Raw genomic sequence first — 11739 nt, 5'->3', positions numbered from 1 at the left:
TCGCCGCGGGCGCGCGTCGCCCCGGCGACGCCCGCACCGCGACGGATCATCGTGCGGGCAGGGGAGTTGACGCTACGTCCCCAGCGGTCGGCGTCCGCCTGCCGCTCGGCACACCTCCGCATACCCCCGCACCAGCGCCCGGCCCTCGTCCTCCCTGCGCCACGCCAGCGCGTACCGGCCCGGCGAGAGGCCGCGCACCGGTCGTGTCACCACCCCGCCCAGGCTGACCAACGGAGCGTTGCCCGCGGCCACGAGGCAGACGCCGAGCCCGGCTACCAGCGCCTCGTAGGTCTCCTCCGTGCTCGCGACCTCCGCCCCGACACGCGGTGCCCGGCCCCCGCGCTCCTCCAGTGCCAGCCAGTGGTCCCGCAACGGCCCCGCACTCTCCGGCAGGGCGAGGAACGGCTCGTCGAGCAGGTCCGCGAAGTCGATCTCCGCACGGGACGCCAGGGGATGGGTCGCGGGGAGAGCCACCAGCCGGGGCTCCTCGGCGACCACCGTCCAGCCGTAGCGGTCGGGGTCCGGCAGGGGCAGCCAGACGAAGGCCACGTCCGAGCCGCCGTCCGCCAGGCCCGCCGTCGGGTCCTCCCAGCTCACCTGGCGCAGGCGCAGCACGGTGCCCGGGTGCGCCGCGGTGAAGCGGGAGCGGATCGCCGGGAGCAGCCCGCCGCGCCCCGGGCTGGTGCTCATGCCGACGACGAGCGTGCCGCGCGCCGCGGCCCGGGCCGCCTCCAGCGCCGCCGCCCCCTCCGACCAGGCCGCCAGCACCCTGCGCGCGTACGGCAGCAGCGCCGCGCCGGCCTCGGTGAGCCTCACGCCCCCAGGGTCGCGGCGGAACAGCTCGGTGCCCAACTGCCGCTCCAGCGCGCGTACTTGCTTGCTGAGCGCCGGCTGGGAGACATACAGTCGCTCGGCCGCCCGGGTGAAGTGCAGCTCCTCGGCCACGGTCATGAAATAGCGCAGGTCCCGCACATGGACGTCCATGGTCATAACCATCGGTTATCAGCGTGGGTCTTGGACGCGCAACCGGCCGGGACAGCAGTCTTGCTCAGGCAGGAACACGACCACGCGACGACGAGGGAGCTGTCATGAACAAGGTGTGGCTGATCACCGGAGCGAGCAGCGGTTTCGGGCGGGCCATCGCTCAGGCGGCGCTCGCCGAGGGTGACGTGGTGGTCGGTGCCGTACGACGGCCGCAGGGGCTGGACGACCTGGTGGCCGCGCACCCCGACCAGGTGGAGGCGCTGCGGCTGGACGTCGGCGACACAGGGGCCGCCGAGGCCGCCGTACGGGATGTGATCGCCCGGCACGGACGCGTCGACGTCCTGGTGAACAACGCGGGCCGTACCCATGTGGGCGCATTCGAGGAGACAACCGACGACGAGCTGCGCAAGCTGTTCAATGTGCATGTCTTCGGGCCCGCCGCCCTCACACGTGCGGTGCTTCCGCACATGCGGGAGCGGCGGGCCGGAGCCATCGTGCAGATGAGCAGCATGGGCGGGCAGATGTCCTTTGCGGGATTCTCCGCGTACAGCGGCACCAAGTTCGCGCTGGAGGGCATGTCCGAGGGGCTCGCGGACGAGGTCGCCGAGTTCGGCATCAAGGTGCTGATCGTGGAGCCGGGTTCGTTCCGCACCTCGCTGTTCGAGACGGGCCGGGCCGGGGCCAGCACGGACAGCGGCCTGTACCCCAAGGTGAGCCGGACCCGCGGCCTGGTCTCCGGCGGCGACGGCACCCAGCCCGGCGACCCCGCGAAGGCGGCGGCCCTCATCCTGGCCGCCCTGGAGGCCGAGGACACCCCGCTGCGGCTGCCGCTGGGCGACGACGGGGTGACGGCTGTGCTCGGTCACCTGGACAGGGTACGGGAGGACGTCGTGGCCTGGGAGAAGCGCACACGCAGGACCGCCTTCGACGACTGACCTCGCCGGTCGGAGCGTTGCCCCCGGGCCGGGCGCGGCCCGGGGGCGCCTGATCGAGGCCGTGAGCCGCGAGGAGCGCGGAACAAGCGCCGTGCAGGACCCTTGTGCAATTCCTGTGGAGGCCTCAACCTTTCGGCTGACACCCGGAGCGGCCCAGGTTGACATGCACCTGATCGATGTCATGTCGCCGGCCGCTTCCCGTGTCGCCCCCACAAGCGCACCACCACTCGAGGAGGACCCCTCAGATGGCAGTGATGCGTTCCACCCGGCGAAGACTGGCCCTGGTCAGCACGGCGGCCACCGCGGCGCTCGCCGCGAGCCTCGTCTCCGCTCTCCCCGCCACGGCAGCCCCTGAAGGCCGTATCCAGTACGCCGACGCCGCAGGCGCCGTCGCCGACAGCTACCTCGTGACCCTGAAGCCGGGCGCGGCACGGGCCGGTTCCGCCGAGGGCAAGGCCATCGCCCAGCGGTACGGCGCCACGATCGAGCGGACGTACAAGAAGGCCCTGAACGGCTACGCGATCGAGGCGTCCGAGGCCGAGGCGAAGCGGCTCGCCGCCGACCCGGCGGTCGCCTCCGTCGTCCAGAACCGCACCTTCAGCGTCGACGCCACCCAGACCAACCCGCCCTCCTGGGGCCTGGACCGCATCGACCAGAAGAACCTGCCGCTCAACAGCTCGTACACCTACCCGGACTCGGCCGGTCAGGGCGTGACCACGTACGTCATCGACACCGGCGTCCGCATCACCCACGGCGACTTCGGCGGACGCGCCTCCTACGGCTACGACGCCGTCGACAACGACAACACCGCCCAGGACGGCCACGGCCACGGCACGCATGTCGCGGGCACGGTCGCCGGGACGGCGTACGGCGTCGCCAAGAAGGCGAAGGTCGTCGGCGTACGCGTGCTGAACAACTCCGGCCAGGGCACCACCGCCCAGGTGGTCGCCGGTATCGACTGGGTCGCCCAGAACGCCGTCAAGCCGGCCGTCGCCAACATGTCCCTCGGCGGCCCCGCCGACTCCGCCCTCGACACGGCCGTACGCAACGCCGTCGCCTCCGGCATCACCTTCGCCGTCGCGGCCGGCAACGAGTCGACCAACGCCTCCACCAGGTCGCCCGCGCGCGTGGCCGAAGCCATCACGGTCGGCGCCACCACCAACTCGGACGCGAAGGCGAGCTACTCCAACTACGGCTCGGCGCTCGACCTGTTCGCGCCGGGCTCGTCCATCACCTCGACGTGGAACACCAGCGACTCGGCGACCAACACCATCTCCGGCACCTCGATGGCGAGCCCGCACGTCGCGGGCGCGGCCGCGCTGCACCTCGCCGCCAACCCCTCGGCGACCCCGGCGCAGGTCGCCTCGGCGCTGACGTCCGCCGCCACCACCGGCGTCGTCACCAGCCCCGGCACCGGCTCGCCCAACCGGCTCCTGTACGTCGGCGGCGGTACGACGACCCCTCCGGGCCCCCGCTTCGAGAACACCGGTGACTACGCGATCAGCGACAACGCCACCGTCGAGTCCCCGGTGACGGTCTCCGGGGTCTCCGGCAACGCGCCCTCGGCCCTGGCCGTCGAGGTCCACATCGTCCACACGTACATCGGCGACCTCCAGGTCCAGCTGATCGCCCCGGACGGCACGGCGTACACGCTGAAGTCGTACGGCACGGGCGGCAGTTCGGACAACATCGACACCACGTACTCGGTGAACGCCTCGTCGGAGGCGGCCAACGGCACGTGGAAGCTACGGGTGAGCGACAACGCGAACTGGGACACCGGGCGGATCGACGCCTGGGCGCTCCAGTTCTAGCCCCGGGTCACTGATACTCCTCGTCCTCGCGGTACGGCTCCGGGTCCGTGACCCAGCCGGCCGCGAGGACGAGCCGTGTGTGGCGGTGCAGGGCGAGGAAGCCGAAGGGGCGGTCGAAGGTCGCCCTGACGCTCGTGGTCAGCCAGCGCAGCCGCGGCAGCCCGGCCCCGGCCGCGCCGAAGGCCGTCACCGCGGCCGCCTCGAAACCGCGGGCGCCGAACCGCGCCATCGCCGACTGCCGGCCCGAGGGGATGTACAGGGGGAAGTCACCGATCCCGGGGAAGTGCCCGGTGGGCAGCTTCTGCCGTGCGGTCGTGAGCCCGAACACCTCGTGGTCGTCGAGCAGGTCATGGACCGCGCGCACCTCGTACCCCACCGTCAGGACCTGCAGCGTCGGTGGCTCGGGGGCCGTGTTGCGCTCCCTCACGACGCTCAGACCGGGACCCACGTCGCCGTAGGGCAGATCGGGCCCCCGGACGACGGGATGCCTGCGGGCCAGGACGCCCACCCCGGCCGCCAGCACCTGCCCGGGTGTCATGCCCTCCTCGCCCAGCAGCAGGTGGACGTCGATCGCGGTGTCCCCCAGCACCTTCAGCTCGGTGACGTGTCCCGCCGGTGTGTCCGCCACGCCGATCCGGTCCAGCAGTCTGCTCCGGCGCCGCAGACTCAGCAGCGTCCGTCCACGCCACGGGCCTGTCTGCGGCACGAAGGGCCACTCCCGGAAGGGCTGGAGCCACTTGGTCCGCAGGGCCAGCGCACTGGCCAGCACCATCTCGGTGTCCTCCGACACCTGGACGGGCATCTTCTCGATCAGCCCGCCCGTCCGCTTCGCCGCCCAGGCGTCCAGCGCCTCCTTGTCGGCCGCCGCGTCCCCGGTCAGCACCCCGCGCGCCGCCGCGGGCAGTCCCGCCTCCCACCGTTCGCGCAGCTGAAGCGTCCGCCTGGTCCACAGCCCGAGCGCCGAGTCCAGCCCGCGCATCGCCCCCATGGCATCCAGCAACTCCCGCGCCGCGCCCGCCGCTTCACCGGCCGAGAGCCCGACCGCGTCCGCCAGTTCGGCTCGCGCCGGGCCGTCCGCCCCGTCCGCGAGGAAGCCGAGCAGCGGCCACACCCCCGCCGCGGAGACGACCGTGCCGCCCGCGGCCACGCCCGAGGCGTCCACCGCCTCCACCCAGCGGGCCGTGAGCCGGTTCACCGCCCGGACCGTCCCATCCGCAACTCGCATGACGTCCCCCCTTCCCCCACCCTTACGATTCGCCCAGTCGTACGCCAGTTCCCACCGCCCGGCACCGCCGCCTGAACCAGGAGCACGGTACCCGTGTCCACACCCCAGCCCCCCGGGCCCCCGCGGCCACCGGCGGGCACGGAGCAGCCCCAAGCGCCTGACGCGAAGGGGCCGTACCCGCCGCCGTCGCCGTATCCCGTCGGGCCTCCGGGGCCGTACCCGTTCAGCCCCTACGGCCGTCCGGCGCCCGTCAACGGTGTCGCCACCGGCGCCCTCGTCCTCGGCCTGCTGTGCTTCCTGCCGGCCGTCGGGCTGGTGCTGGGGCTGATCGCGCTGGCGCAGATCAGGAAGCGGGGCGAGCAGGGCAAGGGCATGGCGATCGCCGGTTCCGTGCTGTCCTGCCTCGGTCTCGCGCTGTGGGTGCTGGCCCTGTCCACGGGCTCCGCCGCCGACTTCTGGGACGGTTTCAAGGGCGCGGCGAGGGGTGATGGCACCGCCTACGCGCTCGCCGAGGGCGACTGCTTCAACTCCTCGACCGGCAGCCTGGAGGGGGAGACCTACGACGTGGACGAGGTGCCGTGCACGCGCGCGCACGACGCCGAGGTCCTCGCCGTCGTACAGATGCCGGACGGCTCCTTCCCCGGCGACGACGAGCTGACGCGGACCGCCGAGGACAGGTGCTACGAGCTCCAGGGGCACTACGTCCTCGACACCTGGGCCGTCCCGGACGGCGTGGAGCTGTACTTCCTCGTGCCGACCCGGCAGAGCTGGAGCTTCGGGGACCGTGAGATCACCTGCATGTTCGGCAGCGCGCGGGGCGAGCGGCTGACCGAGTCGCTGCGCCGTGACCATCTGTCGCTCGACTCCCACCAGGTGCGGTTCCTGTCGGCGAGCAACGCCGTCGACGACGTGCTGTACCAGGAGCCCGAGGCGTATCCGGAGGACGACCTGGAGGCGAACCGGGCCTGGGCCGGGGAGGTCCACCGCGTCCTCGGTGAGCAGACGCGCACACTGCGCGCGCAGCCCTGGCCTCGGATCGCCGAACGGCCCGTCGCCGAGTTCCTCGCCGACATGGAGAAGGCCCGCAAGCAGTGGGCCGGGGCGGCCGCGGCGGACGACGCCGACACGTTCTACGCCCGCTACGACGAGGCGTACGGCTATGTCGACGGCCCCGCGACCGTCACGGCGCGCAAGGCTCTGGGCCTGGACACGACCGTCCCGACGTCCGAGGACACCTCCGAGGGCGGCGGCAGCAGCGGCAGTGGCGGCGGCCTGGATGTGTGAACGGGGCCTATACGGAAAGAAAGTGCCTGGGTAAAGACCTGCGCGGGCACAAGTCATCACATCGAGTGATTCTCTGGCCTTTGCTTGCGTGGGGCAACTCTTGGTTGCCACGCTGTTGCTGTCTGTACAACCTGATGGGAGCGGCCAGTGACTTTCGGTGAGCAGCCGGCGTATCTGCGTGTCGCGGGTGATCTCCGCAAGAAGATCGTCGACGGATCGCTGCCACCGCACACCCGCCTCCCCTCCCAGGCCAGGATCCGCGAGGAGTACGGCGTCTCCGACACCGTCGCGCTGGAGGCGCGCAAGGTGCTGATGGCGGAGGGGCTGGTCGAGGGGCGCTCCGGGTCCGGGACGTACGTCCGTGAGCGGCCCGTGCCCCGCCGGATCGCCCGCTCCGGCTTCCGCCCGCCCAGCGGCGCCACGCCCTTTCGTCAGGAGCAGGCGGACGGCGGGGCGAGCGGCACCTGGGAGTCCAGCAGCGAGCAGGCCCTCGCGAGTGTCGCCGTGGCCGAGCGGCTCGGCATCCGGCCCGGCGACCGCGTGATGTGCACGCGGTACGTCTTCCGGGACTCCGGCGAGGTGATGATGCTCTCCACCTCCTGGGAGCCCCTCGCCGTCACCGGCCGGACGCCCGTGATGCTGCCCGAGGAGGGGCCGCTCGGCGGTATGGGCGTGGTCGAGCGCATGGCGGCCATCGACGTCGTCGTCGACAACGTGACGGAGGAGGTGGGCGCGCGCCCCGGCCTGGCGGAGGAACTGCTGGCGCTGGGCGGTGTCCCCGGCCATGTGGTCCTGGTCGTCCAGCGCACCTACTACGCGTCAGGACGCCCCGTGGAGACGGCCGACGTGGTGATCCCGGCCGACCGTTACCGGGTCGCGTACCACCTCCCGGTGAAGTAGCGCACGCCTCTACGGCGTTTGCGTCCGACAGCCCTTCAACTCCTGCCCCTTCCCTCGCCGTTCGAATCTGGCCGTTCTGGCAGGTCGTGGCGGGCATGTCCGGCATGCCCGTGACCGGATGCGTCGACGTCCGCGCACGGCGCGCTCGGCATCGTGCGCCCCCTGGCTCTGGCTGGTTGCGTACCTCTTTGTGAAAAGCCGTATTCGCTGAGTGAAGGTTAGGCGTAGGCTCGGGCATATGCGGATTGCGGTTTCCTTAGCGGGCGGGGCACGGCACAGGCCGCGAGCGTTGCGCAGGCGGTCGTGGGCGGGAAGGAGCAGTGGGGCGCGATGAACGACAGCACGGTCACTCTTCCCTGGCTCGTCGTTCGTCAGGACGACAACGGCAATCGCTACCGCGTCGGCCGGTACGCGACCCGGGCGGAGGCCCAGAAGATCGCGGACAGCCTCGACCACCGCGGCCACAAGCAGCTGTACTGGGTCGAGCGGATCGCCCAGAACGGCGGCGCGGACGGCTGACTGCCCTGGCGTCCACTCGTTTCCCGCCCCTTTTTCCGACTCCCGTAGGCTCCGGCGCATGACGGAACGGATCGTGGTCGGCGCCGCGCTGCTGGAGGGCGGTCGCCTGCTCGCCGCGCGCCGCAGCGCGCCCGAGGAACTGGCCGGCCGCTGGGAGCTGCCCGGCGGAAAGGTCGAGCCCGGCGAGGCGCCCGAGGAGGCGCTGGTGCGTGAGCTGCGGGAGGAACTCGGCGTGGCTGCCGAGGTGATCGAGCGGGTGCCCGGGGCGTGGCCGCTGAAGCCGCCGTACGTCCTGCACGTGTGGACGGCCCGCCTGCTGCCCGGGGCGACGGACCCCGAGCCGCTCCAGGACCACGATGCGCTGCGCTGGCTGGGGCCGGGGGAGCTGTGGGACGTGGACTGGCTGGACCAGGACGTGCCGGCGGTCAGGGAAGTGGCGGGACGCCTGGGGTGATCCCGCGATACCGCCCCCGGATATCGGGTATGTGGCTATTAACCCTATGAAACCGGACATGGGAACCCCGCTGGCTGGCCTGGGAAGTGATCGGCGTGATCGACACCGATGGTGACTGCGCCGAGTGGACCTTTCCCGCCGAGCCGGGCGCCGTGCGGGCCGCGCGTGCCGCCGTCAGAGGCCGATTGCGCCGATGGGGCCTGGACAGCCTCGCCGACATCGCGGCGCTGCTGGTCAGCGAGCTGGTGACCAACTCCCTGCGGCACGCCACAGGCCCCATCGGCGTACGCCTGGTCCGTCCGGGCGACCTGAGTGACACCCTCCTGGTCGAGGTCTCCGACCCCCTGCCCGACCCGCCTCGCACACGCACCGCCCATCCCGAGGACGAGAGCGGCCGCGGTCTTCAACTCGTGGCGCTCTCCGCGCGCCGTTGGGGGACCAAGCCGGGACGGAGCGCGGGCAAGACGGTGTGGTTCGAACTCGGCGTACCGGAATGACGTCCGGCACCTGAGCCCCGGCACTCGCTTCCTCGTGGCTCGCCCGTCCACTCGACGCCCCGTCAGTAAACGTCAACTCCGGTGTACGCGTGCCCCCACCGTGTCGAGAGCGCGCCTCCTGCCGGTGACGGTTGACGGATCGCGTGATTCGACTGCGTGTCCGCTGGTTAGAAGACTGGAAGTGTTTCCGCGGCCGGGACCGAAAAGCATCGGGAACGTGCTGTGATCGTGAACACCGTGTTGTGCGGGACCGTAGTGCTGGATACTGCGGGCAGCCGCCGCCGGTGACCGGTGCCGGACGCGGTGAGCTGGAGGGGACGGTTCGCGTGAGCGAGATACCAGCGAGGGCCACGGGGTCCGAGGACCCGTCGGACGGCGCGAGGAGCAAGGCGGCGCAGGGGCGAGCGGTCCACGACACACCGGCCTCCCGGGACACACGGGACTCACAAGGCGCACAGACATCAGCCGACACCCAGGCGTCCGACGCCTCCGCCCCCCGTCACCCCGGCTTCGCCTCCGACGAGATACGTCCCGGTGACCCCGTCTGGCAGAGCAGCCCGCCCGGCTCGATCTACGACTACATCAAGGTCGCCTCCTTCTCCATCGGCCCCGACGGCCTGGTCGACCAGTGGAGCGTGCGCGCCGAGCAGCTGTTCGGCATCCCGGCCCGGCGCGCCGTCGGCATGGACCCCATCGAGGCGTTCATCGACCCCGACCTGCGCGAGCGGGGCCAGCGAAAGATGGCCGAGATCCTCGACGGCCGTGAATGGACCGGCGTCGTCCCCTTCCGGGCGCCCGACACGGCCGACGGGCAGCGCGGCCAGGAGGGGCTCGCCGAGGTGTACGTCATGCCGACGCGCACCGAGGACGGCGAGAAGGCCGCCGTCTGCATCGTCGTCGACGTCCGCACCCTGCGCCGGATCGAGACCGACCTCGCCGCCTCGCAGGCGATTTTCAGTCAGTCTCCGTTCGGCTTCCTGCTGATCGACTCCGACCTCCGGGTACGCCGCGCCAACCAGCGGTTCGCCTCCATCTTCGGCGGCACCCCGGACGACCACCGCGGCCGCGGCGTCCACGACTACCTGGCCCGCCCCGAGGCGGACCGGGTCACGGCCACCCTGCGCCGGGTCCTGGAGAGCGGCAACTCCATCACGGACATGCACGTCACAGGCTTCCTGCCCGGCTCCGACGAACGCCGCCACTGGTCCATCAACCTGTACCGGGTGCACAGCGGCAGCGGCCGCCCCATCGGCATCGCCTGGCTCGGAATCGACATCACCGCCCGCCGTGCCGCCGCCCGTGAGGCCGCCGCCGCCCGGCGCAACCTGGCCCTGCTGAACGAGGCCGGTGCCCGCATAGGCAACTCCCTCGACCTGGAGACGACGGCCCGCGAACTCCTCGACGTCGTGGTCCCCGGCTTCTGCGACCTGGCCACGGTCGACCTCTACCAAGGGCTGCTGGCCGGTGACGAGACCCCGCCGGGCCTCGCCGACGGCAGCGCCGAGGTACGCCGGGTCGCCTTCGCCAGCGCGGTCTCCGACGCGCCGTTCGTCGGGGGCGGGGGCCAGGTCGCGGTCGGCGCCGTCCACCACTACCCCTTCAACTCCCCCTGCGCGGACGCCCTGCGCACCGCCCGGCCGCAGCGCGTGCCCGGCGAGGAGGGCGGCCTCGTGCAGTCCACGCTCGCCGTGCCGATGGTCGCCCACGACACGGTGGTGGGCCTGGCGCAGTTCGCCCGGACGAAGGGCAGCGAGCCGTTCGGCGACCGGGACCGCGACCTCGCGGTGGAACTGGCGGCGCGAGCGGCGGTGTGCATCGACAACGCCCGCCTGTACCGGCGTGAGCACGAGAGGGCGCTGATACTGCAGCGGTCGCTGCTCCCGCCGGGCGACCCGGTCGCCTCCGGGCTGGACATCGCGTGCCGCTACCTGCCCGGCAACGCGTCGCCCGACCGCCCGAGCGAGGTCGGCGGTGACTGGTTCGACGTCATAGAACTGCCCGGCCACCGCACGGCGTTGGTCGTCGGGGACGTGATGGGCCGTGGCCTGCGCGCGGCCGTCGCCATGGGCGAACTGCGCTCGGCCGTACGAACGCTGGCCCTCCTCGACCTCGAACCGGCCGAGGTCCTTTCGGCGTTGGACGAGATCGCACGCGGCCTGGGCGCCCCGGGGGGCGTGCAGCAGGCCACCCGGGCGGCTCGCCGGCCCCGCGAGGCGGACCTGTCCGAGGTGTACCTGGCGACCTGCGTGTACGCGGTCTACGACGCCGTCACGCGCCGGTGCACCTTCGCCAACGCCGGTCATCTCCCGCCGGTCCTCGTCGAGCCCGGTGAGGCGGCGCTGATGCTCGACGTGCCGCCCGGGATGCCGCTGGGCGTGGGCGGCGAGCCGTTCGAGGAGGTGGAGGTCGAGCTGCCGGAGGGGGCGCTGCTGGCCCTCTACACGGACGGACTGGTGGAATCCCGTGACCATCCCCTGGACGAGGGCCTGCAGGCCTTCGTGGGCGCGCTCACCGACCCCGCCCGCCCGTCGCCCGAGCACCACCCCTCGACGACGGGGCTCGGCGCCGACCCCCGCCCGAACCTGGAGGACGTCTGCGACCACGTCCTCAACATCCTCGACAGCCATCACGGCGAGGACGACATCGCCCTGCTGATGGCCCGGGTGCAGGGACTGCCCGCCGAGTCGGTCGGCGACTGGACGCTGCCGCGCGAGCCGCGCAGTGTGGGACGCGCCCGGGAGTACGCCCGCGGACAGCTGCTCTCCTGGGACCTGGAGCCGCTGGTCGACACGACGGAACTCCTGGTCAGCGAATTGGTCACCAATGCCCTGCGGTACGGCGAGGGCGAGATCAGACTCCGCCTCCTGCTGGACCGGACCCTGGTCTGCGAGGTCTGGGACTCCGGCCTGGTCCAGCCGCGCCGTCGTCGCGCCCGCGACACGGACGAAGGCGGCCGGGGCCTCCAGCTGGTCGGCCTCCTCAGCGCCGCATGGGGCTCCCGCCGCACACCGCGCGGCAAGACGGTGTGGTTCGAACTCCCGCTGCCGGACGGGGAGAACGGGCTGGTGGATCCGGCGGAGGCGTTGTTGAGCCTGTTCTGAGCGGCGGCAAGGTGCCGTACCGGGCCCGG

At 72.2% G+C, this 11739-nt stretch carries 10 protein-coding genes; 8 read left to right on the top strand and 2 right to left on the bottom strand.

Translation table 11 applies throughout. The annotated features are described in order from the left end of the window. Positions 1–72: 72 nt before the first annotated feature. Positions 73–996, bottom strand: coding sequence for a LysR family transcriptional regulator (locus tag ACWCPI_RS28170; protein ID WP_451040781.1), 924 nt, complete (start codon positions 994–996; stop codon positions 73–75). A gap of 92 nt (positions 997–1088) precedes the next feature. On the opposite strand from ACWCPI_RS28170, the gene ACWCPI_RS28165 reads away from it, so the two are divergent. Together ACWCPI_RS28165 and ACWCPI_RS28160 are read left to right on the top strand one after the other, a co-directional pair. After that, positions 1089–1919, top strand: a complete 831-nt coding sequence (locus tag ACWCPI_RS28165; RefSeq protein ID WP_451040780.1) for an oxidoreductase — start codon at positions 1089–1091, stop codon at positions 1917–1919. Positions 1920–2164: 245 nt separating this feature from the next. Continuing rightward, positions 2165–3730 (top strand): S8 family peptidase, encoded by a 1566-nt coding sequence (locus ACWCPI_RS28160; protein ID WP_451040779.1) that lies wholly within the window; start codon positions 2165–2167, stop codon positions 3728–3730. 7 nt (positions 3731–3737) lie between these two features. Here ACWCPI_RS28160 and ACWCPI_RS28155 read toward each other — a convergent pair whose 3' ends face one another. After that, positions 3738–4955: a serpin family protein gene (locus tag ACWCPI_RS28155; RefSeq protein ID WP_451040778.1), complete on the bottom strand. Its 1218-nt coding sequence runs from the start codon at positions 4953–4955 to the stop codon at positions 3738–3740. A gap of 93 nt (positions 4956–5048) precedes the next feature. On the opposite strand from ACWCPI_RS28155, the gene ACWCPI_RS28150 reads away from it, so the two are divergent. The 6 genes from ACWCPI_RS28150 to ACWCPI_RS28125 all read left to right on the top strand — a co-directional run bounded on the left by ACWCPI_RS28150 (position 5049) and on the right by ACWCPI_RS28125 (position 11710). Further along, complete coding sequence (locus ACWCPI_RS28150) at positions 5049–6239, top strand: DUF4190 domain-containing protein (RefSeq protein WP_451040777.1); 1191 nt, start codon at positions 5049–5051, stop codon at positions 6237–6239. Between the two features lie 147 nt (positions 6240–6386). After that, complete coding sequence (locus tag ACWCPI_RS28145) at positions 6387–7139, top strand: GntR family transcriptional regulator (protein WP_451040776.1); 753 nt, start codon at positions 6387–6389, stop codon at positions 7137–7139. A gap of 330 nt (positions 7140–7469) precedes the next feature. Further along, positions 7470–7658 carry an SPOR domain-containing protein gene (locus ACWCPI_RS28140; protein WP_388802256.1) on the top strand — a complete coding sequence of 63 codons (189 nt, stop codon included), beginning with the start codon at positions 7470–7472 and terminating at the stop codon, positions 7656–7658. A 58-nt stretch (positions 7659–7716) separates the two neighbouring features. Next, on the top strand, positions 7717–8112 hold the full coding sequence (locus ACWCPI_RS28135; protein WP_451040775.1) for a (deoxy)nucleoside triphosphate pyrophosphohydrolase: 396 nt from the start codon (positions 7717–7719) through the stop codon (positions 8110–8112). 86 nt (positions 8113–8198) lie between these two features. Further along, entirely contained in the window at positions 8199–8609 is a 411-nt protein-coding gene (locus tag ACWCPI_RS28130) for an ATP-binding protein (RefSeq protein WP_451040774.1), read from the top strand. Between the two features lie 326 nt (positions 8610–8935). Continuing rightward, positions 8936–11710: a SpoIIE family protein phosphatase gene (locus ACWCPI_RS28125; RefSeq protein WP_451040773.1), complete on the top strand. Its 2775-nt coding sequence runs from the start codon at positions 8936–8938 to the stop codon at positions 11708–11710. Positions 11711–11739 lie beyond the last annotated feature (29 nt).

Source organism: Streptomyces sp. NPDC001920, from assembly GCF_053594495.1.
The sequence above is the reverse complement of the archived record's forward strand: the minus strand, read 5'-3'. Positions and strand labels throughout refer to the sequence as shown.

What these genes read in the sequence shown, in the direction of transcription:
- ACWCPI_RS28135 (WP_451040775.1), top strand. Translation starts at nt 7,717, where the DNA reads ATGACGGAACGGATCGTGGTCGGCGCCGCGCTGCTGGAGGGCGGTCGC.
- ACWCPI_RS28140 (WP_388802256.1), top strand. Translation starts at nt 7,470, where the DNA reads ATGAACGACAGCACGGTCACTCTTCCCTGGCTCGTCGTTCGTCAGGAC.
- ACWCPI_RS28170 (WP_451040781.1), bottom strand. Translation starts at nt 996, where the DNA reads ATGGTTATGACCATGGACGTCCATGTGCGGGACCTGCGCTATTTCATG.
- ACWCPI_RS28160 (WP_451040779.1), top strand. Translation starts at nt 2,165, where the DNA reads ATGGCAGTGATGCGTTCCACCCGGCGAAGACTGGCCCTGGTCAGCACG.
- ACWCPI_RS28155 (WP_451040778.1), bottom strand. Translation starts at nt 4,955, where the DNA reads ATGCGAGTTGCGGATGGGACGGTCCGGGCGGTGAACCGGCTCACGGCC.
- ACWCPI_RS28165 (WP_451040780.1), top strand. Translation starts at nt 1,089, where the DNA reads ATGAACAAGGTGTGGCTGATCACCGGAGCGAGCAGCGGTTTCGGGCGG.